Source organism: Pseudomonas sp. IT-P176 (genome assembly GCF_949767245.1).
GTDB lineage: Bacteria > Pseudomonadota > Gammaproteobacteria > Pseudomonadales > Pseudomonadaceae > Aquipseudomonas.
Genome location: NZ_CATKPN010000057.1, coordinates 217,285 through 237,283 on the forward strand (window position 1 = coordinate 217,285; position 19,999 = coordinate 237,283).

Genomic DNA, 19,999 nt, shown 5'->3' on the forward strand with positions numbered 1-19,999 from the left:
TTTCCACCTGCGCATTGACGCGCCGCCGCTTTGCGGTTGAAAGAGAAGACCATGAAAGACACCATTCGCCAGTTGATCCAGCAAGCCCTCACCCAACTCGTTACCGACGGTGTGTTGCCTGAAGGCCTGACGCCGGCGATTCAGGTGGAGAACTCCCGTGACAAGACCCACGGTGACTTCGCCAGCAACATCGCCATGATGCTGGCCAAGCCGGCCGGCATGAAACCCCGCGACCTGGCGGAAAAAATCATTGCCGCCCTGCCGGCCGACGAAAACGTCAGCAAGACAGAAATCGCCGGCCCGGGGTTCCTCAATTTCTTCCAGAACACCCAGGCCCTGGCATCGCGCCTGGATGCGGCCCTGGCCGACGCCAAAGTCGGCGTGCGCAAGGCCGGTCCCGTGCAGCGCACCGTGGTTGACCTGTCGGCCCCGAACCTGGCCAAAGAGATGCATGTCGGCCACTTGCGCTCGACCATCATCGGCGACGGCGTGGCCCGCGTGCTGGAGTTCCTCGGCGACACCGTGATCCGCCAGAACCACGTGGGCGACTGGGGCACTCAGTTCGGCATGCTGATGGCCTACCTGCAGGAAAACCCGATCACCAGCGACGAGCTGTCGGACCTGGAGAACTTCTACCGCGCCGCCAAGCAACGTTTCGACGAATCCGCAGAGTTCGCCGACCGCGCCCGTGGCCTGGTGGTCAAGCTGCAAGCCGGCGACCCGGAATGCCTGGCCCTGTGGACCAAGTTCAAGGACATCTCGCTGTCGCACTGCCAGAAAATCTACGAACAACTGAACGTCAAGCTGACCATGGCCGACGTCATGGGCGAAAGCGCCTACAACGACGACTTGATCAATGTGGTCAACGACCTCAAGGCCAAAGGCATGCTGGTCGAGAGCAACGGCGCCCAGTGCGTGTTCCTCGACGAATTCAAGAATGCCGACGGCGACCCGCTGCCGGTGATTATCGTCAAGGCCGATGGCGGCTACCTGTACGCCACCACTGACCTGGCCGCCGTGCGCTACCGCAGCGGCGTGCTCAAGGCCGACCGCGCCCTGTACTTCGTCGACCAGCGCCAGGCCCTGCACTTCCAGCAAGTATTCGCCGTGGCACGCATGGCCGGCTTCGTGACCCATCCAATGGAAATGGAACACATGGGCTTCGGCACCATGAACGGCGCTGATGGCCGTCCGTTCAAGACCCGTGATGGCGGCACCGTGAAGCTGATCGACCTGCTCAACGAAGCCAAGGAGCGCGCCTACACCCTGGTCAAGGAAAAGAACCCGGAGCTGGCCGAGGCCGACCTGCGCAACATCGCCAAGGTGGTGGGCATCGGTGCGGTGAAATACGCCGACCTGTCCAAGCACCGCACCAGCGACTACAGCTTCAACTTCGACCTGATGCTCAATTTCGAAGGCAATACCGCGCCTTACCTGCTGTACGCCTACACCCGCGTGGCTGGCGTGTTCCGCAAACTGGGCAAGGATTTCAGCGAAGTCCAAGGGCAGATCGTCCTCGAGGCCGCGCACGAACACGAACTGGCAGCCAAGCTGGCGCAGTTCGGTGAAGTGCTGAACAACGTCGCCGAGAAAGGCACGCCGCACATCCTTTGCACTTACCTGTACGACGTTGCCGGGCTGTTCTCCAGCTTCTACGAGAACTGCCCGATCCTCAGCGCCGAAACCCCGGCACAGATGCAGAGCCGCTTGCGCCTCGCCGCGCTGACCGGTCGCACCCTCAAGCAAGGCCTGGAACTCTTGGGCCTGGAAACACTGGAGCGTATGTAAGTTGGCTGCCAAGAAAAAACCTGCACCCAAGCGTGGCGCCAGCCGTTACCAAGCTCCTGCAAAACAGCCGATTCCGGGCTGGCTATGGATGGCCATCGGCCTGACCGTGGGCGCCTTCATCGTGTTCCTGATGAAGCTGGAGCCGGGCAAGGGCGATGACGTCAAGCGGGTCAAGCAGGAAGAACAGAAAGCCACGCGCATGGCCGAGGCCAACAAGACCCCGCCGAGCCCACAGCAACCGGTGAAGCCCAAGTATGACTTCTACACCCTGCTGCCGGAATCGGAAGTGATTGTGCCGCCGGACGCCGTGCCTGAAAAAACCCTGCCAACACCGCAGACCGCGCCCGTGGCACCGGTTACGCCAGCAGAAGCGGCGAAGATCGACACCGCGCGCGCCCAGGCAGCCTTGAGCGGCCTGACCCCACCGCCTGCGCCTCCGGTGGCCAAGGCGGCCCCGGTGACCAAGTTCTTCCTGCAGGCCGGCTCGTTCCGCAAGGAAGCCGACGCCGACCGGGTCCGTGCACAGATCATCCTGCTCGGCCAGGCGGTTTCGGTCGAGTCCGGCACGGTCAAGGACGAAACCTGGTACCGCGTGCTGGTCGGCCCGTTCAGCAACCGCGAACAATTGACCACCGCCCAGAAACAATTGGCGGGCAGCGGCTTCAGCAATCTGTTGTTACAACAACGCCAGAGCCGCTGACAGCACGATCAACCCCCCTCCTGTGGGAGCGAGTCGGACGGCGCTCCGCCTGCTCGCGAAGGCCTACATTCAGTCAACATTGATGGCGACTGATACAACGCTTTCGCGAGCAGGCTCGCTCCCACCAGGATGACCTGCGACCCACCACCACTCGTCCCCTCTACCGCCGCGCAGTTGAAAAACGCCACAGCACCCCCATATGAGTTGGCATAAGGCATTTTCGCCCCGCTGCGTGGAGACTCTTCCCTTGACCACCATCGTTTCAGTTCGCCGCCACGGCAAAGTCGTCATGGGCGGCGACGGCCAGGTTTCCCTGGGCAACACCGTGATGAAAGGCAACGCGAAAAAAGTTCGTCGCCTGTACCACGGCCAGGTTATCGCCGGTTTCGCTGGCGCCACCGCCGACGCCTTTACCCTCTTCGAACGTTTTGAAGGCCAACTGGAAAAACATCAGGGCCACCTGGTCCGTGCCGCGGTCGAGCTCGCCAAAGAATGGCGTACCGACCGCTCCCTGAGCCGCCTCGAAGCAATGCTCGCGGTCGCCAACAAAGACGCCTCGCTGATTATCACCGGCAATGGCGATGTGGTTGAACCCGAGAACGGCCTGATCGCCATGGGTTCCGGCGGTGGTTACGCCCAGGCGGCAGCCAGCGCCCTGCTGAAAAAAACCGACCTGTCGGCCCGGGAAATCGTCGAAACCGCCCTCGGCATCGCCGGCGACATCTGTGTCTTCACCAACCACACCCAGACCATTGAGGAGCAGGACTGCGCCGAGTAAGCGTGCGTGGCTGCGCGCCACCGCTCACTCTTGCCTGAGGTCCGCCAATTATTATGTCCATGACTCCCCGTGAAATCGTCCACGAACTCAATCGCCATATCATCGGCCAGGACGACGCCAAGCGCGCCGTCGCCATCGCCCTGCGCAACCGCTGGCGCCGGATGCAACTGCCCGAAGAACTGCGCGTCGAAGTCACCCCCAAGAACATCCTGATGATCGGCCCGACCGGTGTCGGCAAGACCGAAATCGCCCGGCGCCTGGCCAAGCTCGCCAACGCACCGTTCATCAAGGTCGAAGCCACCAAGTTCACCGAAGTCGGCTACGTTGGCCGCGACGTCGAGTCGATCATTCGTGACCTGGCCGATGCCGCTATCAAGCTGCTGCGCGAACAGGAAATGATCAAGGTTCGTCACCGCGCCGAAGACGCCGCCGAAGAGCGCATCCTAGATGCCCTGCTGCCACCGGCACGCACCGGCTTCAACAACGAAGAAGCCCCGGCCCAGGACTCCAACACCCGCCAGCTGTTCCGCAAGCGCCTGCGCGAAGGCCAGCTGGATGACAAGGAGATCGAAATCGAAGTCGCCGAAGCCGCTGGCGTCGATATCTCCGCGCCACCGGGCATGGAAGAAATGACCAACCAGCTGCAGAGCCTGTTCGCCAACATGGGCAAGGGCAAGCGCAAGAACCGCAAGCTCAAGGTCAAGGAAGCGCTCAAGCTGGTCCGCGACGAAGAAGCCGGCCGCCTGGTCAATGACGAGGAACTCAAGGCCAAGGCCCTGGAAGCGGTCGAGCAGCACGGCATCGTGTTCATCGACGAAATCGACAAGGTCGCCAAGCGCGGCAATTCCGGTGGCGTCGACGTCTCCCGCGAAGGTGTACAGCGCGACCTGCTGCCGCTGATCGAAGGCTGCACAGTCAACACCAAGCTGGGCATGGTCAAGACCGACCACATCCTGTTTATCGCCTCCGGTGCATTCCACCTGAGCAAGCCGAGCGACCTGGTGCCTGAACTGCAAGGCCGCCTGCCGATCCGCGTTGAACTCAAGGCCCTGTCGCCGGAAGACTTCGAGCGTATCCTCAGCGAGCCGCACGCATCCCTGACCGAGCAGTATTGCGCCCTGCTGAAAACCGAAGGCCTGGCCATCGAGTTCCAGCCGGACGGCATCAAGCGCCTGGCCGAGATCGCCTGGCAGGTCAACGAGAAGACCGAGAACATCGGTGCCCGTCGCCTGCACACCCTGCTCGAGCGCCTGCTCGAAGAGGTTTCGTTCAGTGCCGGCGACCTGGCCAGCGCCCACAGCGACCAGCCGATCCGCATCGACGCCGACTACGTCAACAGCCACCTGGGCGAATTGGCGCAGAACGAAGACCTGTCCCGTTATATCCTGTAGGTCACTTCTACTGCGATAAGGGACCTGTGGGGGCGAGCCGGCTCGCTCCCACAGGTCCCTCGCAATGACGGACGACCAGCCCCATGACAACCCCGCTTCCCACCGATATCAAGCTGCACAAAGCCTCGAAAACCCTGTCGCTCAAATATCCCTCCGGCGAGGAATATCAACTGAGCGCCGAGTTCCTTCGGGTGCACTCCCCCTCCGCCGAGGTCCAGGGCCATGGCAAACCCATCCTGCAATTTGGCAAGATCGGCGTAGGACTGAGCAAGGTCGAACCGGCCGGCCAGTACGCACTGAAACTGACCTTCGACGACGGCCACGACAGCGGCCTCTTCACCTGGGATTACCTCTACCAGTTGGCACAGCGCCAGGACGCCCTCTGGGAAGATTATCTTGGTGAACTCAAAGCCGCCGGAAAGTCCCGCGATCCGAGTGAGTCCGTAGTCAAGCTGATGCTCTAGACCGGGGCTTACGCTCATTAGAAGGCATTTTCTAATTTCATCTGCTTGAATGCTCCCGCCCAGGACCCTCCATTGGCCCGCTTGCGAAAAAAATTAAACTCGGGTAACCAATGGAGCTGGCAAGTTCTGTGCAGCGCTCCCTGATGTAAAAAGTCAGCGATGTGCAATTAACGGTCACCCGAGCAGTAGTACCTGGCATTGGCTGTGTGACTACACAGCAGGACTCAGGTACTCGTCTCAGGACAATGGAGCGTCGTAGATGAGTAACAAGAATAACGATGACCTGAAACGCCAAGCCTCGGAAAACACCTTGGGGCTCAATCCTGTCATCGGCTTGCGTCGCAAAGATCTGCTTACCTCTGCCCGTATGGTGCTGACCCAGGCCATCAAACAACCCATTCACAGCGTCAAGCACGTGGCCCATTTCGGCCTCGAGCTGAAGAACGTGATGTTCGGCAAATCCGAGTTGCAACCCGAAAGCGATGACCGTCGCTTCAACGATCCGGCCTGGAGCCAGAACCCGCTCTACAAACGTTACCTGCAAACTTACCTGGCCTGGCGCAAGGAGCTCCACGACTGGATCGGCGACAGCAACCTGTCGGAGCAGGACATCAACCGCGGACACTTCGTCATCAACCTGATGACCGAAGCCATGGCCCCGACCAACAGCGCGGCCAACCCCGCTGCCGTCAAACGCTTCTTCGAGACCGGCGGCAAGAGCCTGCTCGACGGCCTCTCCCACCTGGCCAAGGACCTGGTACACAACGGTGGCATGCCGAGCCAGGTCAACATGGGCGCCTTCGAAGTCGGCAAGAGCCTGGGCACCACCGAAGGTGCGGTGATTTTTCGCAACGACGTGCTGGAGCTGATCCAGTACCGGCCCATCACCGAACAGGTTCACGAGCGCCCCCTGCTGGTGGTACCGCCGCAGATCAACAAATTCTACGTATTCGACCTGAGCCCGGAAAAAAGCCTGGCGCGCTTCTGCCTGCGCAACAACCTGCAGACCTTCATCGTCAGCTGGCGTAACCCGACCAAGGCACAACGCGAGTGGGGCCTGTCGACCTACATCGAGGCGCTCAAGGAAGCGGTCGACGTGGTCACCGCGATCACCGGCAGCAAAGACATCAACATGCTGGGCGCCTGCTCCGGCGGCATCACCTGCACCGCCCTGCTCGGCCACTACGCGGCGATCGGCGAGAAGAAGGTCAACTCCCTGACCCTGCTGGTCAGCGTCCTGGACACCACCCTGGACTCCCAGGTGGCGCTGTTCGTCGACGAGCAGACCCTGGAGTCCGCCAAGCGCCACTCCTACCAGGCCGGGGTGCTTGAGGGTCGGGACATGGCGAAGGTATTCGCCTGGATGCGCCCCAACGACCTGATCTGGAACTACTGGGTCAACAACTACCTGCTGGGCAACGAACCGCCGATCTTCGACATCCTGTTCTGGAACAACGACACCACCCGCCTGCCGGCCGCGTTCCACGGCGACCTGATCGAAATGTTCAAAAGCAACCCACTAATCCGCCCCAATGCACTGGAAGTGTGCGGCACGCCCATCGACCTCAAGCAGGTCACGGCCGATGTCTATTCCCTGGCCGGCACCAACGACCACATCACACCGTGGAAGTCCTGCTACAAGTCGGCCCAGCTGTTTGGTGGCAAGGTCGAATTCGTGCTGTCCAGCAGCGGCCATATCCAGAGCATCCTGAACCCGCCGGGCAACCCGAAATCGCGCTACATGACCAGCACCGAGACGGCATCGAACGCTGATCAGTGGCAAGAAAACTCGACCAAGCACACCGACTCCTGGTGGCTGCACTGGCAGGCCTGGCAGGCCGAGCGCGCGGGCAAGCTGAAAAAAGCCCCGGGCGCACTCGGCAACAAGACCTTTACCGCGGGTGAAGCAGCACCAGGGACCTACGTACACGAACGATAACTGACACACCTCGCCCCCTTGTAGGAGCGGGCTTGCCCGCGATGACGGCAGCAGCTTCAGCCAATGCGCTGACTGATCCTCCGCTATCGCGGGCAAGCCCGCTCCCACAGGTTGCCGAGGATGAATTTGAGAACGTGACCCACAGGGCTTGAAGCATGCCGCAACCGTTCATCTTTCGTACCGTCGACCTGGATGGCCAGACCCTCCGCACTGCGGTACGCCCCGGCAAGCCTCACTTGACGCCCTTGCTGATTTTCAACGGCATCGGCGCCAACCTGGAGCTGGTGTTTCCGTTCGTCCAGGCGCTGGACCCGGACCTGGAAGTGATTGTCTTCGACGTGCCCGGTGTCGGCGGTTCATCGACGCCGCGCCGGCCGTATCGCTTTCCCGGGCTGGCCAAGCTGACCGCACGGATGCTCGATTACCTCGACTACGGCCAAGTCAACGTGATCGGCGTGTCCTGGGGCGGCGCCCTGGCGCAGCAGTTCGCCCATGACTACCCCGAGCGCTGCAAGAAGCTGGTATTGGCGGCCACGGCGGCCGGCGCGGTGATGGTGCCGGGCAAGCCGAAAGTGCTGTGGATGATGGCCAGCCCACGGCGTTATATCCAGCCATCCCACGTGATTCGCATTGCGCCGATGATCTACGGTGGCTCGTTTCGCCGTGACCCTAACCTCGCCGCCGACCACGCCAGCAAAGTCCGCTCCGCCGGCAAGCTGGGCTACTACTGGCAGCTCTTCGCGGGGCTGGGCTGGACCAGCATCCACTGGCTGCACAAGATCCACCAGCCAACCCTGGTGCTGGCCGGTGACGACGACCCGCTGATCCCGCTGGTCAATATGCGCCTGCTCGCCTGGCGTATTCCCAACGCCCAGCTACACATAATCGACGACGGTCATTTATTCCTGATCACCCGGGCCGAGGCCGTCGCCCCGATCATCATGAAGTTCCTCCAGGAAGAACGGCAGCGGGCGGTGATGCACCCGCACCCGGCACCCTATGGCGGCACCTGAGGTGCGCTGGTGGGAATGAGGGACTTGTTCACGGCTTGACGAAGGAGTGTTGACTCATGCGAGACAAACCAGCGCCGGGCACCTTGCCCACAGCCGCTGCATTCATCAATGCCCAGAGTGCGATCACCGGTCTGCGCGGCCGGGACCTGCTCTCGACCTTGCGCAACGTCGCCGCCCACGGCTTGCGTCACCCGGTACACAGTGCCCGGCACGCACTGGCACTGGGTGGCCAACTGGGCCGCGTGTTGCTGGGTGAGACCCTGCACCAACCCAACGCCGCCGACACTCGTTTTGCCGACCCCAGCTGGACCCTCAATCCGTTTTACCGACGCAGCCTGCAGGCCTACCTGAGCTGGCAGAAACAAGTCAAACGCTGGATCGACGAAAGCGGCATGCCCGATGACGATCGCGCCCGCGCGCACTTTGCCTTCACCTTGCTCAACGATGCGGTATCGCCCTCCAACACCCTGCTCAACCCGCTGGCGATCAAGGAGCTGTTCAACTCCGGCGGCCACAGCCTGGTCCGCGGCCTGAGCCATCTGTTCGATGACCTGATGCACAACAACGGGCTGCCCAGCCAGATCACCAAGCACGCCTTCGAGGTCGGCAAGACCGTTGCCACCACCACCGGCGCGGTGGTGTTTCGCAATGAACTGCTGGAGCTGATGCAATACAAGCCCATGAGCGAAAAGCAGTACGCCAAGCCGTTGCTGGTGGTGCCGCCGCAGATCAACAAGTACTACATCTTTGACTTGAGCCCCAGCAACAGCTTCGTCCAGTTCGCCCTGAAAAACGGCCTGCAGGTGTTCATGATCAGTTGGCGCAACCCGGATGTGCGCCACCGCGAATGGGGCCTGTCCAGCTACGTCGAGGCCGTGGAAGAAGCCATGAACGTGTGCCGGGCCATCACCGGCAGCCGCGAGGTCAACCTGATGGGCGCCTGCGCCGGCGGCCTGACCATCGCTGCGCTGCAGGGCCACCTGCAAGCCAAACGGCAACTGCGGCGCATCTCCAGCGCCACTTACCTGGTCAGCCTGCTCGACAGCCAGCTCGACAGCCCCGCCACTCTGTTCGCCGACGAGCAGACCCTGGAAGCGGCCAAGCGACGCTCCTACCAGCAAGGTGTGCTCGAAGGCCGCGACATGGCCAAGGTATTTGCCTGGATGCGCCCCAACGACCTGATCTGGAACTACTGGGTCAACAACTACCTGCTGGGCAAGGAGCCGCCCGCGTTCGACATCCTCTACTGGAACAACGACAACACGCGCCTGCCGGCCGCCTTTCACGGCGACCTGCTGGACTTCTTCAAACACAACCCGCTGACCCATCCGGGCGGCCTCGAAGTGTGCGGTACGCCGATCGACCTGCAGAAGGTCAACGTCGACAGCTTCAGCGTGGCCGGGATCAACGATCACATCACGCCCTGGGATGCGGTGTACCGCTCCACGCTCCTACTTGGCGGCAACCGCCGCTTCGTGTTGTCCAACAGCGGTCACGTGCAGAGCATCCTCAACCCGCCGGGCAACCCCAAGGCCAACTACGTCGAAAGTGAAAAGCTGACCAGCGACCCTCGGGCCTGGTACTACGACGCCAGCCATGTCGACGGCAGTTGGTGGACCCAATGGCTTGCCTGGATCCAGGAGCGCTCCGGCGCCCAACGGGAAACCCTGATGGCCCTGGGCAATCAGCACTACCCACCCATGGAGGCGGCGCCCGGTACCTACGTACGGGTGCGCTGATTTTTCTCGACGCCACGGCCGGGAACAGGCCGTGGCACTCAAGGCTCGACAACTAAGAAGACTGGATGAAAACCCGCGACCGGATTCTCGAATGTGCCCTGTTGTTGTTCAACCAGAAGGGCGAACCCAACGTCTCGACCATGGAAGTTGCCAACGAAATGGGGATCAGCCCCGGCAACCTCTACTACCACTTCCACGGCAAGGAGCCGTTGATCCTGGGGTTGTTCGAACGTTTCCAGAGTGAACTGACGCCGCTGCTCGATCCGCCGTCGGACGCCCGGCTGGCGCCGGAAGACTACTGGCTGTTCCTGCACCTGATCATCGAGCGCCTGGCGCACTACCGCTTTCTGTTCCAGGACCTGTCGAACCTGGCCGGACGCCTGCCGAAACTGGCCAAGGGCATCCGCAACCTGCTCAATGCCATCAAGCGCACCCTGGCCTCGCTGCTCGCCCGGCTCAAGGCCGAAGGCCAACTGGTCAGCGACACCCAGGCCCTGGGCCAACTGGTCGAACAGATCACCATGACCCTACTGTTCTCCCTGGACTACCAGCGAATTCTCGACCGTGAAGGTGAAGTGCGGGTGGTGGTCTACCAGATCATGATGCTGGTCGCCCCCCACCTGCTGCCGCCGGCCAAGCTCGCCACCGAGCGCCTGGCGCTGCAATACCTCGAAGGCCAGGCGTAAGGGCTGGATGCCGATTCGCGCAAACAAAAACGCCCGACCTTCGCAGGCCGGGCGTTTTTGTCTGTCCCGGGAATATCAGGACTGACTGGTTGGCGCCGAAGGTGCTGGCGTAGCAGTCGGGGTCGCAGCAGGTGCTGGCGCGGCGGCGGAGTTCGCCGGGCTGACCGCAGCAGCCGCAGTGGCCGGCTTGGCAGCGACAGCTGGGACTTTCGGTGCGGCAGCTTTGGGGGCTGCAGGCTTCTTGGCTACCGGCTTTTTCGCGGCTGCGGGTTTGGCGGCAGGTTTCGCTGCTGCAGCTTTCACCGCAGGTTTGGCGGCGGGCTTGGCAGCGGCTTTGGCGGCAACCGGTTTTGCGGCGGGCTTGGCCGCGGCAGGCTTGGCAGCTGCGGTTTTCGCGGCGGGCTTGGCGGCTGGCTTGGCAGCCGGTTTAGCTGCAGCCTTGGCCAATGGCTTGGCTGCAGTCTTGGCGGCTGCCGGTTTGGCCGCTGCGGTTTTGGCCGCTACGGGGGCAACCTTGGCGCCGGTGAGTTTTTCGATTTGCTTGGTCAGGGTATCGACCTTGCTGTGCAGGGCTTTCACTTCGTTGCGGCTCGGCACACCGAGGCGCGAAATGGCACTGTTCAGGCGCTTGTCGAAAGCCCCTTCCAGTTCGTCCCATTTGCCCAGCGCGCGATCCTTGACCCCACTGATGCGCGACTTGGCCGAAGAAGCGGAGTCCTTGGCGGCGTCGACTTTTTTACCGACAGCGCTCTTGGTGAGCTTCTCGGCTTTCTCGCCATCCTTGACCAGTGTATCGAAGAGCTTGCTACCGTCAGTGTCGATCTTCGAGTACACGCCTAAACCAGCAAGCCAGATTTTGCGGGAGTAGTCTTCGACCTTCCCGATCCACGAGCTGCCTTCTTTTTCAGTATTCTTTTTACCAGCCATCCCGTTCTCCTTAATGTTTACGCGCGACACGTTCGAGCAATGCCGTTAGCTCATCGAGCTTAGCAGAGAGTGTCTCAACGTCATGTTTAGACGCAATGCCGACACGATTCAAGGCACTGGCGACACGCGTATCAAAAGCCTTCTCGACTTTATCAAGCTGCACTTCAACGCGGTCCTTGAGGCTGACTACATCACCCTTGACGTTATCAATCTGAGTGTTGGCCGCTTCAAGTTGTTCCGTAACAACTTTTTTGCCTTTCTTTTCAACAGATTGACCAGCCTTGATCAACTCTTGAACGTATTCGCTGCCTTCCTGACCGACCTTGGCGTAGGCACCCAGGCCTGCCAACCAGATCTTGCGGGCATAGGATTTCACTTCGTTCACCGGGGCAGGTTGAACGTCAGTTTTTTTCTTCAAAGTAACTTTGGCCATGGTGCACCTCACGCGCAGAAGGTTTGAGGAACTGCCCGCAAAAGAGTCGGGCTCAGGCACAAGGTAGGTAGAAAAATTAGAAACGGCACCCTAAGAAATGACACAAACCGCTGGATACACCACAAACCTATGTAGGAGCGAGCTTGCTCGCGATGACGGTGGGTCAAGCACTATCGATGTTGAATGGACCGGCCTCATCGCGGGCAAGCCCGCTCCCACAGTGCGCCTTGGGTGCTCGCTGATTTTGCATACACCCACAATCTTTGTGGGAGCGGGCTTGCCCGCGATGGCGGTGGGTCAGGCACTATCGATGTTGAATGGACAGGCCTCATCGCGGGCAAGCCCGCTCCCACAGTGCGCCTTGGGTGCTCACTGATTTTGCATACACCCACAATCTTTGTGGGAGCGGGCTTGCCCGCGATGGCGGCGTGTCAGGCCGCATCGATGCTGGATACTTCACAATCAGACCAGGGCTTTATCCAGGGCTTTTTCGATTTCCGCCTTGATGGTCCCGCTCATCGCCGACATCAGCAGGCCGAGCTCGACATCGACCCGGATTGAATCCTCACCCACATGCACTGCTCCCTTGACCCCCGAGCGCTTGAGATTGAGGGTATCGCCCGCCCATTTGGGCTCCAGGCCATACTGTGCAGCCAGCTTCTCGGCCAGTTTATCGGCCTTCTCGCGCGCCGCTTCCTTGCCCAGGCCGTGGGCACGTTCAACACTAATACGGGCCATTGATTGACTCCTGATTGATCGGGACTTGCTCAAGACATCTTGACCCCGACTGCGTCAAAAGGTCCCGGCGGTTGCCTATCTTACATTCAGCCTTGCCAAGACAAAGCAGGCCCTGGGGATTAGAATGTCGCGCATTCTCTTTTGGTGACGGCGATATGACTGATCAGCGCAAAGGCAGCGATGCCGAACCCACCACACACTTCGGCTTCAAAAACGTTCCGCAAAGCCAGAAAGCGGAAAAAGTCGCTGAGGTGTTCCACTCGGTAGCGGCCAAGTACGACCTGATGAACGACGTGCTGTCCGGCGGCATGCACCGCCTGTGGAAGCGCTTCACCATTGAGCTGTCGGGTGTGCGCGCAGGCAATCGGGTCCTGGACATCGCCGGCGGTACCGGTGACCTGGCTGCCAAGTTCTCCCATCTGGTCGGCCCGACCGGCCAGGTAGTGCTGGCCGACATCAACGAATCCATGCTCAAGGTCGGTCGTGACCGCCTGTTGGACAAAGGCGTGGCCGGCAACATCGAGTTCGTCCAGGCCGACGCGGAAAAGCTGCCGTTCCCGGACAACCACTTCGATTGCGTGACCATCGCCTTCGGCCTGCGCAACGTCACCCACAAGGAAGACGCCCTGCGCTCGATGCTGCGTGTACTCAAGCCTGGCGGCCGCCTGCTGGTGCTGGAATTCTCCAAGCCGACCAACGCCCTGATGTCCAAGGTCTACGACGCCTACTCGTTCGCCTTCATGCCGATGGTCGGCAAACTGATCCTCAATGATCCGGAAAGCTATCGCTACCTGGCCGAGTCGATCCGCATGCACCCGAACCAGGAAACCCTGAAGTCGATGATGGTCGAGGCCGGTTTCGACCGAGTGACCTACCACAACATGACCTCAGGCATCGTTGCCCTGCACCGCGGCATCAAGCCCTGATGTTGCTCGCCGGCCTGCTCGCCAGCGTCGAACTCGGCCTGAACCGGGTCCTGCGGCTCGACAGCACGGCGCTGCCGCGCCTGGCCCATTTGAACGGCAAGGTCATTGCCGTCGAGTGCCGCAGCCCGGCGTTGCAGCTGTTCATCCTGCCCAGCGATGAGGGCCTGATGCTGGCGGCCCACTGGGCAGCCGAAGCCGATTGCACCCTGCGCGCACCGGCGGCCAGCTTGCTCAAGCTGGCCATCAGCAAGGACAAGACCGCAGTGCTGCACAGCCCGCAAGTAGAGCTGGACGGTGACAGCGGCGTGCTGCTGGAGCTGGCTGGCGTGCTGCAGGACCTGGAGCTGGACTGGGAGTACGAACTCGCACGCTGGCTGGGCCCAGTCGCCACGCAACTGCTCGGCGGCCACCTGCGCAGCCGCGCGCGCTGGTATCAACAAGGCTTCACCAGCCTGAACCAGAACCTGGCCGAATACCTCGCCGAAGAGTCGCGTACCCTGGTCGGGCAACGCGAAGCCGAAGCGCGGTTCAGTGAGCTGGACCAGATCAAACTCGATCTGGAACGTCTTGAGGCGCGCTTGGAGCGTCTTTCCCGATCCCTCGACTCAAGCGATAACGCATGAAGCTGCTCGCCGTCCGCCGTCTGTTGCGCATCCAGCGCGTCGTGATCCGCTACCGCCTCGATGACCTGCTGTTCGCCCTGCCGTTGCCCTGGTTCCTCCTGGCGCTGCGTTATGCCCTGCCGTGGCGCTGGTTCCCGCGCAAGACCCTGGAACTGAGCCGGGGCGCTCGCCTGCGTTTGGCCCTGCAGGACCTGGGGCCGATCTTCATCAAGTTCGGGCAGATCCTCTCCACTCGCCGCGACCTGCTGCCCGAAGACATCGCCGATGAGCTGATGCTGCTGCAGGACCGAGTACCACCCTTCGACTCGCAACTGGCCGTCAAGCTGATCGAAGAGCAACTGGGGAAAAAGATCAGCGAGGTGTTCAGCCGCTTCGACATCGAGCCCCTGGCCTCGGCCTCGGTAGCCCAGGTGCATGCCGCGCAGCTGAAAAGCGGCGAAGAGGTGGTGGTCAAGGTCATTCGCCCAGGTCTCAAGCCGATCATCGCGCAAGACCTGGCCTGGCTGTTCATCCTCGCCCGCACCGCGGAAAAACTCTCCGCCGATGCACGCCTGCTGCACCCGGTGGACGTGGTCCAGGACTACGAAAAAACCATCTACGACGAACTCGACCTGCTGCGTGAAGCGGCCAACGCCAGCCAACTCAAGCGTAACTTCGACGGCTCGCCCCTGCTGTACGTGCCCCAGGTCTACTGGGACTGGTGCCGGCCAAAAGTACTGGTGATGGAGCGCATCTACGGGGTCCAGGTCACCGACCTGGCAACCCTGGCCGACCAGCGCACCGATATGAAGATGCTCGCCGAACGCGGCGTGGAGATCTTCTTCACCCAGGTGTTCCGTGACAGCTTCTTCCATGCCGACATGCACCCGGGCAACATCTTCGTCAGCACGGTCAACCCGTGGAGCCCGCAGTACATTGCCATCGATTGCGGCATTGTCGGCAGCCTGACCCCGGAAGACCAGGACTACCTGGCGCGCAACCTGTTCGCCTTCTTCAAGCGCGATTACCGACGTGTCGCCCAATTGCACATCGACTCGGGCTGGGTACCGGCGGAAACCAAACTCAACGAATTCGAAGCGGCGATCCGCACGGTATGCGAACCGATCTTCGAAAAACCGTTAAAAGATATTTCCTTCGGCCAGGTGCTGATGCGCCTGTTCCAGACGGCTCGGCGCTTCAATATGGAAGTCCAGCCGCAGTTGGTCCTGCTGCAAAAGACCCTGCTCAACATCGAAGGCCTGGGCCGCCAGCTGTACCCGGACCTGGACCTGTGGAACACCGCCCAGCCGTTCCTCGAACGCTGGATGCGCGAACGCGTCAGCCCGAAAACCCTGCTGGGCAACCTGCACAACCAGGTCGAGCAGCTGCCGCACCTGGCCAACATGACCCGCGACCTGCTCGAACGCATGACCCAACCCCACGCCGCCAACCCGCCCGTGGCCTGGCATCGGCGCTCGGACGACTGGTTCCTGCGCCTGCTCGGTGCCGCCCACCTGGCCGGCGGTGCGATCCTGCTGGCCGGTGGTCCGCTGAACGAACTGGGCCACTGGCCGGGCGCAATTATGCTCGCGGTGGGTTTGTATCTGGTCGTTCGCCGATAGCCAGCCGGGTTGTCGGCTGGCACACTGTTTCAAATCGCCCAGGCCCAGCGAAGATGCTGGGCCCGGCTGTCGGAGTCGAAGATGAAAAACTGGCTGGACGAGATCAAATGGGACAGTGACGGCCTGGTGCCGGCGATCGCCCAGGACCACAAGACCGGGCGCGTGCTGATGATGGCCTGGATGAACCGCGAAGCACTGGAGCTCAGCGCTGCCGAGAACCGCGCCATCTACTGGTCACGCTCGCGTGGCAAGCTGTGGCGCAAGGGCGAAGAGTCCGGCCACGTGCAGACCCTGCATGAGATGCGCCTGGACTGCGACGCCGACGTGATCATCCTGATGGTCGAGCAGATCGGCGACATCGCCTGTCATACCGGGCGCCAAAGCTGCTTCTACCGCGTATTCGAGAACGGCGACTGGAAAACCGTCGACCCGGTGCTCAAGGACCCGCACGCCATTTACTCTGCAGGACACAGCCATGAGTGACACCCTGACCCGCCTGGCCCAGGTGCTGGAAGAGCGTAAAGGCGCCGCCGCCGACAGTTCCTATGTCGCCAGCCTTTACCACAAGGGCCTGAACAAGATTCTGGAGAAAGTCGGCGAAGAGTCGGTCGAGACCATCATTGCCGCCAAAGACGCCGCCGTCAGCGGAGATTGCAGCGATGTCATCTACGAAACCGCCGACCTGTGGTTCCATAGCATGGTCATGCTGGCCCAGTTAGGGCAGCATCCGCAGGCGGTACTCGACGAACTGGACCGCCGCTTCGGCCTGTCCGGCCACGACGAGAAAGCCTCGCGTCCATCCAACTGAATAACGATTAGAGAGGAGCAGCAAGATGGGCATTTTTGACTGGAAACACTGGGTCGTCATTCTGGTGGTGGTAGTGCTGGTATTCGGCACCAAAAAACTGAAAAACCTCGGCACCGACGTCGGCGAATCGATCAAGGGCTTTCGCAAGGCCATGAACGATGACGAAAAACCCGCCGAACCGGTGGTGCCACCGACCGCACAGCCAGCGCCGCCCGTGCAGCCACAGGCTTCGACCCTGAACGAGCCGCACACCATTGACGTGCAGGCCCAGAAAGTCGAAGAGCCGACCCGCAAAGACTCGTGAGCACAGACTAATGTTTGGTATCAGCTTCTCTGAACTGCTGCTTGTCGGCCTCGTTGCCCTGCTGGTGCTGGGCCCCGAGCGTCTGCCGGGCGCTGCGCGCACCGCCGGCCTGTGGGTCGGACGCCTGAAGCGCAGCTTCAACGCGATCAAACAGGAAGTTGAGCGTGAAATCGGTGCCGACGAAATCCGTCGGCAACTGCACAACGAGCACATTCTGTCGCTGGAGCAGGAGGCGCGCAAAATCCTCAATCCGCTCCAGCAGCAGCCGACGCCAACTGAAACGCCGATCTCCCCAGCCACGCCTGCCCCAGCGGTGAGCACCGCGGCAGTCGAGCCAGCAGCGGCCACCGTCAGCGCACCTGTCACCGAGCCGGCGGCCACCGCTGCGCCTGCTCCCCACGACCCAACACCGGCGCCGCGAGCCCCATGAGCGATATTCCAGAGAACGACCAACACATGCCGCTGGTCTCGCACCTCACCGAGTTGCGTACCCGCCTGCTGCGCTGTGTCGCGGCGATCTTCCTGATCTTCGCCGGGCTGTTTGCCTTCACCCAGCAGATCTACACCTTCGTCTCGACACCGCTGCGGGCGTACTTGCCGGCGGGTGCGACGATGATCGCCACCGACGTCTCGTCGCCCTTCCTGACGCCATTGAAGCTGACCATGATGGTCTCGCTGTTCCTGGCGATCCCGGTGATCCTGCATCAGATCTGGGGCTTCATCGCACCGGGCCTGTACAAGCACGAGAAGCGCATTGCCGTGCCGTTGCTGGTGTCGAGCATCGTGCTGTTTTATGCCGGCATGGCGTTCGCCTACTTCCTGGTGTTCCCGCTGATCTTCAAGTTCTTCGCCGCTGCCACCCCGGCCGGCGTGGAGATGATGACCGACATCACCAGTTATCTGGATTTCGTCATGACGCTGTTCTTCGCCTTTGGCGTGGCGTTCGAGATCCCGGTGGCCGTGGTCCTGCTGGTATGGATCGGCGTGGTCGACGTCAAGTACCTGCGCAAGATCCGCCCGTACGTGATCATCGGTTGCTTCGTGGTGGGCATGATCCTCACCCCGCCGGACATCTTCTCCCAGACCCTGCTGGCCGTGCCGATGTGGATGCTGTTCGAGATCGGCATCCTGTTCGGCAGCCTGATCAGCAAACGTGGCGAGCATCCGGACGACCAGCCGGCTGACGATCACAACGACCAGCCGCCAGCGACCCAACCGTGAACCTGCTGCTCCTCGAAGAGGCCGATTTCATTGCGCCCGACCGGGTCGTGCTGCGCGATCGGCGCTTGACCCACATGCAGGAAGTGCACCGCTGCGAAGTCGGTGACAGCATGCGCGTCGGACGCATCGGCGGGCTGATGGGTGCGGCCCAAGTGCTGCGCCTGGAACCCGGCGAAGCCGAGTTGCGGGTCAGCCTTGACCAGCCACCGCCGGCCAAGCTGCCCCTGACCCTGGTCCTCGCCCTGCCTCGGCCGAAGATGCTGCGCCGGGTGTTCCAGACCGTGGCCACCATGGGCGTGCCCAAGGTGGTGCTGGTCAACAGCTACCGGGTCGAAAAGAGCTTCTGGCAGACCCCCTTCCTCGAGCCCGAGGCGATTCGCGAACAATTGATCCTCGGCCTGGAGCAGGCCCGCGACAGCGTGCTGCCGGAAATCGTCATCGAAAAACGCTTCAAGCCCTTCGTCGAAGACCGCCTGCCGGCCATCGTCGAGGGCACCCTCGGGCTGGTCGGCCACCCTGGCAACCACCCACCCTGCCCTCGCGGGCTGACCGAGCCCGTGACCCTGGCCATCGGCCCGGAAGGCGGCTGGATCCCCTACGAAATCGACCTGCTGGGCAAGGCCGGACTGCAACCGGTACAGCTCGGCGAGCGCATCCTGCGAGTCGAAACCGCAGTCACCGCACTGCTCGCTCGCCTATTCTGATCCCCAGGATCGTAGGAGCACCTACAGATTCTCTTTAGTCGGCCGATAGACTCTCCATAATTCGAATCAATGGGGAGTCTGCAGCATGTACCGATGGTTAGCCGAGAACCTTGGCAATGTGAGCGTAAATCGCAAGCTGGGCATCGGCTTCGGCCTGGTCTTGCTGATGACCCTGCTGATCACCGTCAACGGCTGGTCGGGCATGAGCAGCATCATCAGCCGGGGCGACAAGCTCGGCTTCATCTCCAGCCTCGCCGCACTGACCAAAGACCTGCGCATTGCCCGCCTGGACTATGACATGCGTCACGGCGAGCAAGGACCGGCGGCGGTGAACGAGGTGTTGAACAACCTCGACCAGGGCCTCAAGAGCGCCCTGACGATGATCGAGCAGCCCGCCGACGCCGCCATACTCAATGAGCAACTGGAAGCCGTCAGCGAGTACCGGCACGCCTTCGCCGACATGACCCAGGCCACCACCCATCGTGAAGCCGCCAGAGCCAAGCTGGGCGCGACCGCTGACGCTGCCGTGGCCCGCGTCAACGAAGTGGAGAAAGCCCTGCTGCAAGGCGATAACGTGGCGCAGTTCAACAGCGTCATCGACCTCAGCAAACTGCTCCAGCAGGCGCGCTTCCAGGTCCGCGGCTACACCTACAGCGGCAAGGCCGAGGCCGAACAGCCGGCCCTGGCCGCCATCGACGCAGCCCTCGACTACCTCAAGGCCCTGCCCGCGCAACTGCCCGAGCAGCACGTCGGCAACCTGCAACAGGCCAGCGACTCGCTGATCGGCTACCGCGCGGCGGTCAGCCAGTACCGCGATGCCCAGGTGGCCAGCGCCACCGCACTCAAGGACATGGCCCATCAAGGCAACGTCCTGCTGGAACTGAGCAAAAAACTCACGCTGTCGCAGACCGTCGTCCGCGACACCGACGCCGCCCACGCCAAGAACACCCTATTGCTGAGCACGGTGCTGGCCCTGGTGTTCGGCCTGATCGCTGCCTGGGCCATCACCCGGCAGATCATCATCCCGCTGAACCAGGCCCTCAAGGCCGCCGAGCGGGTGGCCGCCGGCGACCTGACGCACAACCTGATCTCCCAGCGCCGCGACGAACTGGGCCAACTGCAGCGCGCGATCCAGAGCATGATCGTCGGCCTGCGCGAGCTGATTGGCGGGATCAGCGATGGCGTCACGCAAATCGCCAGCGCTGCCGAAGAGCTG

21 protein-coding genes and 1 pseudogene are annotated in these 19,999 nt (G+C 62.0%); 19 read left to right on the plus strand and 3 right to left on the minus strand.

The window, feature by feature from the left end; all coding sequences use genetic code 11:
- The first annotated feature begins 51 nt into the window (after positions 1-51).
- From argS to ACM6IP_RS17425, 9 genes are all read left to right on the plus strand, one after another.
- Positions 52-1,788, plus strand: a complete 1,737-nt coding sequence (gene argS / locus ACM6IP_RS17385) for an arginine--tRNA ligase (protein ID WP_095167263.1) — start codon at positions 52-54, stop codon at positions 1,786-1,788.
- 1 nt (position 1,789) lies between these two features.
- Positions 1,790-2,488, plus strand: a complete 699-nt coding sequence (locus ACM6IP_RS17390) for an SPOR domain-containing protein (protein ID WP_095167265.1) — start codon at positions 1,790-1,792, stop codon at positions 2,486-2,488.
- Between the two features lie 247 nt (positions 2,489-2,735).
- A complete protein-coding gene (gene hslV, locus ACM6IP_RS17395) occupies positions 2,736-3,266 on the plus strand; it encodes an ATP-dependent protease subunit HslV (protein ID WP_093425160.1) in 531 nt (176 codons plus the stop codon).
- Positions 3,267-3,319: 53 nt separating this feature from the next.
- Positions 3,320-4,657 (plus strand): HslU--HslV peptidase ATPase subunit, encoded by a 1,338-nt coding sequence (hslU, locus tag ACM6IP_RS17400; RefSeq protein WP_095167267.1) that lies wholly within the window; start codon positions 3,320-3,322, stop codon positions 4,655-4,657.
- 83 nt (positions 4,658-4,740) lie between these two features.
- Complete coding sequence (locus ACM6IP_RS17405) at positions 4,741-5,121, plus strand: gamma-butyrobetaine hydroxylase-like domain-containing protein (protein WP_159993258.1); 381 nt, start codon at positions 4,741-4,743, stop codon at positions 5,119-5,121.
- Positions 5,122-5,380: 259 nt separating this feature from the next.
- Entirely contained in the window at positions 5,381-7,060 is a 1,680-nt protein-coding gene (gene phaC / locus ACM6IP_RS17410; protein WP_414861953.1) for a class II poly(R)-hydroxyalkanoic acid synthase, read from the plus strand.
- Positions 7,061-7,215: 155 nt separating this feature from the next.
- The gene (gene phaZ, locus ACM6IP_RS17415; protein ID WP_414861954.1) at positions 7,216-8,073 is read left to right on the plus strand and encodes a poly(3-hydroxyalkanoate) depolymerase; all 858 of its coding nucleotides are present in this window, start codon (positions 7,216-7,218) and stop codon (positions 8,071-8,073) included.
- A 56-nt stretch (positions 8,074-8,129) separates the two neighbouring features.
- Entirely contained in the window at positions 8,130-9,812 is a 1,683-nt protein-coding gene (phaC, locus tag ACM6IP_RS17420; RefSeq protein ID WP_320333459.1) for a class II poly(R)-hydroxyalkanoic acid synthase, read from the plus strand.
- 65 nt (positions 9,813-9,877) lie between these two features.
- Entirely contained in the window at positions 9,878-10,498 is a 621-nt protein-coding gene (locus tag ACM6IP_RS17425) for a TetR/AcrR family transcriptional regulator (RefSeq protein WP_095167277.1), read from the plus strand.
- A gap of 75 nt (positions 10,499-10,573) precedes the next feature.
- On the opposite strand, the gene ACM6IP_RS17430 is transcribed toward ACM6IP_RS17425, so the two are convergent.
- The 3 genes from ACM6IP_RS17430 to ACM6IP_RS17440 all read right to left on the minus strand — a co-directional run bounded on the left by ACM6IP_RS17430 (position 10,574) and on the right by ACM6IP_RS17440 (position 12,596).
- The gene (locus ACM6IP_RS17430) at positions 10,574-11,425 is read right to left on the minus strand and encodes a phasin family protein (protein WP_414861955.1); all 852 of its coding nucleotides are present in this window, start codon (positions 11,423-11,425) and stop codon (positions 10,574-10,576) included.
- Positions 11,426-11,435: 10 nt separating this feature from the next.
- Positions 11,436-11,858, minus strand: a complete 423-nt coding sequence (locus ACM6IP_RS17435) for a phasin family protein (RefSeq protein ID WP_095167281.1) — start codon at positions 11,856-11,858, stop codon at positions 11,436-11,438.
- A gap of 462 nt (positions 11,859-12,320) precedes the next feature.
- A complete protein-coding gene (locus tag ACM6IP_RS17440; protein WP_095167283.1) occupies positions 12,321-12,596 on the minus strand; it encodes a polyhydroxyalkanoic acid system family protein in 276 nt (91 codons plus the stop codon).
- Positions 12,597-12,751: 155 nt separating this feature from the next.
- On the opposite strand from ACM6IP_RS17440, the gene ubiE reads away from it, so the two are divergent.
- The 10 genes and pseudogenes from ubiE to ACM6IP_RS17490 all read left to right on the plus strand — a co-directional run.
- Complete coding sequence (ubiE, locus tag ACM6IP_RS17445; protein WP_095167285.1) at positions 12,752-13,522, plus strand: bifunctional demethylmenaquinone methyltransferase/2-methoxy-6-polyprenyl-1,4-benzoquinol methylase UbiE; 771 nt, start codon at positions 12,752-12,754, stop codon at positions 13,520-13,522.
- Positions 13,522-14,145 (plus strand): SCP2 domain-containing protein, encoded by a 624-nt coding sequence (locus ACM6IP_RS17450; protein WP_095167287.1) that lies wholly within the window; start codon positions 13,522-13,524, stop codon positions 14,143-14,145. Before ubiE ends, ACM6IP_RS17450 begins: the two co-directional genes overlap by 1 nt.
- A complete protein-coding gene (gene ubiB, locus ACM6IP_RS17455; RefSeq protein WP_095167289.1) occupies positions 14,142-15,746 on the plus strand; it encodes a ubiquinone biosynthesis regulatory protein kinase UbiB in 1,605 nt (534 codons plus the stop codon). Before ACM6IP_RS17450 ends, ubiB begins: the two co-directional genes overlap by 4 nt.
- Before the next feature lie 81 nt (positions 15,747-15,827).
- Positions 15,828-16,229: a phosphoribosyl-AMP cyclohydrolase gene (gene hisI / locus ACM6IP_RS17460; RefSeq protein ID WP_095167291.1), complete on the plus strand. Its 402-nt coding sequence runs from the start codon at positions 15,828-15,830 to the stop codon at positions 16,227-16,229.
- Positions 16,222-16,554: a phosphoribosyl-ATP diphosphatase gene (locus ACM6IP_RS17465; protein WP_166592170.1), complete on the plus strand. Its 333-nt coding sequence runs from the start codon at positions 16,222-16,224 to the stop codon at positions 16,552-16,554. The genes hisI and ACM6IP_RS17465 overlap by 8 nt, the downstream gene beginning before the upstream one ends.
- Before the next feature lie 25 nt (positions 16,555-16,579).
- Positions 16,580-16,858: a twin-arginine translocase TatA/TatE family subunit gene (locus ACM6IP_RS17470; protein WP_095167295.1), complete on the plus strand. Its 279-nt coding sequence runs from the start codon at positions 16,580-16,582 to the stop codon at positions 16,856-16,858.
- Between the two features lie 10 nt (positions 16,859-16,868).
- Complete coding sequence (tatB, locus tag ACM6IP_RS17475) at positions 16,869-17,288, plus strand: Sec-independent protein translocase protein TatB (RefSeq protein WP_095167297.1); 420 nt, start codon at positions 16,869-16,871, stop codon at positions 17,286-17,288.
- Positions 17,285-18,079: a twin-arginine translocase subunit TatC gene (gene tatC, locus ACM6IP_RS17480; protein WP_095167298.1), complete on the plus strand. Its 795-nt coding sequence runs from the start codon at positions 17,285-17,287 to the stop codon at positions 18,077-18,079. Before tatB ends, tatC begins: the two co-directional genes overlap by 4 nt.
- Complete coding sequence (locus ACM6IP_RS17485; protein ID WP_159993248.1) at positions 18,076-18,783, plus strand: 16S rRNA (uracil(1498)-N(3))-methyltransferase; 708 nt, start codon at positions 18,076-18,078, stop codon at positions 18,781-18,783. The genes tatC and ACM6IP_RS17485 overlap by 4 nt, the downstream gene beginning before the upstream one ends.
- Positions 18,784-18,985: 202 nt before the next feature.
- Positions 18,986-19,927: pseudogene (locus ACM6IP_RS17490) on the plus strand (methyl-accepting chemotaxis protein); the annotation flags it as partial.
- Positions 19,928-19,999: the final 72 nt, after the last annotated feature.

Excerpts from the sequence above, each read along its gene's own strand:
- argS (WP_095167263.1), top strand. The coding sequence starts at position 52 with ATGAAAGACACCATTCGCCAGTTGATCCAGCAAGCCCTCACCCAACTC.
- hslU (WP_095167267.1), top strand. The coding sequence starts at position 3,320 with ATGTCCATGACTCCCCGTGAAATCGTCCACGAACTCAATCGCCATATC.
- ACM6IP_RS17405 (WP_159993258.1), top strand. The coding sequence starts at position 4,741 with ATGACAACCCCGCTTCCCACCGATATCAAGCTGCACAAAGCCTCGAAA.
- phaC (WP_414861953.1), top strand. The coding sequence starts at position 5,381 with ATGAGTAACAAGAATAACGATGACCTGAAACGCCAAGCCTCGGAAAAC.
- phaZ (WP_414861954.1), top strand. The coding sequence starts at position 7,216 with ATGCCGCAACCGTTCATCTTTCGTACCGTCGACCTGGATGGCCAGACC.
- phaC (WP_320333459.1), top strand. The coding sequence starts at position 8,130 with ATGCGAGACAAACCAGCGCCGGGCACCTTGCCCACAGCCGCTGCATTC.
- ACM6IP_RS17425 (WP_095167277.1), top strand. The coding sequence starts at position 9,878 with ATGAAAACCCGCGACCGGATTCTCGAATGTGCCCTGTTGTTGTTCAAC.
- ACM6IP_RS17430 (WP_414861955.1), bottom strand. The coding sequence starts at position 11,425 with ATGGCTGGTAAAAAGAATACTGAAAAAGAAGGCAGCTCGTGGATCGGG.
- ACM6IP_RS17435 (WP_095167281.1), bottom strand. The coding sequence starts at position 11,858 with ATGGCCAAAGTTACTTTGAAGAAAAAAACTGACGTTCAACCTGCCCCG.
- ACM6IP_RS17440 (WP_095167283.1), bottom strand. The coding sequence starts at position 12,596 with ATGGCCCGTATTAGTGTTGAACGTGCCCACGGCCTGGGCAAGGAAGCG.
- ubiE (WP_095167285.1), top strand. The coding sequence starts at position 12,752 with ATGACTGATCAGCGCAAAGGCAGCGATGCCGAACCCACCACACACTTC.
- ACM6IP_RS17450 (WP_095167287.1), top strand. The coding sequence starts at position 13,522 with ATGTTGCTCGCCGGCCTGCTCGCCAGCGTCGAACTCGGCCTGAACCGG.
- ubiB (WP_095167289.1), top strand. The coding sequence starts at position 14,142 with ATGAAGCTGCTCGCCGTCCGCCGTCTGTTGCGCATCCAGCGCGTCGTG.
- hisI (WP_095167291.1), top strand. The coding sequence starts at position 15,828 with ATGAAAAACTGGCTGGACGAGATCAAATGGGACAGTGACGGCCTGGTG.
- ACM6IP_RS17465 (WP_166592170.1), top strand. The coding sequence starts at position 16,222 with ATGAGTGACACCCTGACCCGCCTGGCCCAGGTGCTGGAAGAGCGTAAA.
- ACM6IP_RS17470 (WP_095167295.1), top strand. The coding sequence starts at position 16,580 with ATGGGCATTTTTGACTGGAAACACTGGGTCGTCATTCTGGTGGTGGTA.
- tatB (WP_095167297.1), top strand. The coding sequence starts at position 16,869 with ATGTTTGGTATCAGCTTCTCTGAACTGCTGCTTGTCGGCCTCGTTGCC.
- tatC (WP_095167298.1), top strand. The coding sequence starts at position 17,285 with ATGAGCGATATTCCAGAGAACGACCAACACATGCCGCTGGTCTCGCAC.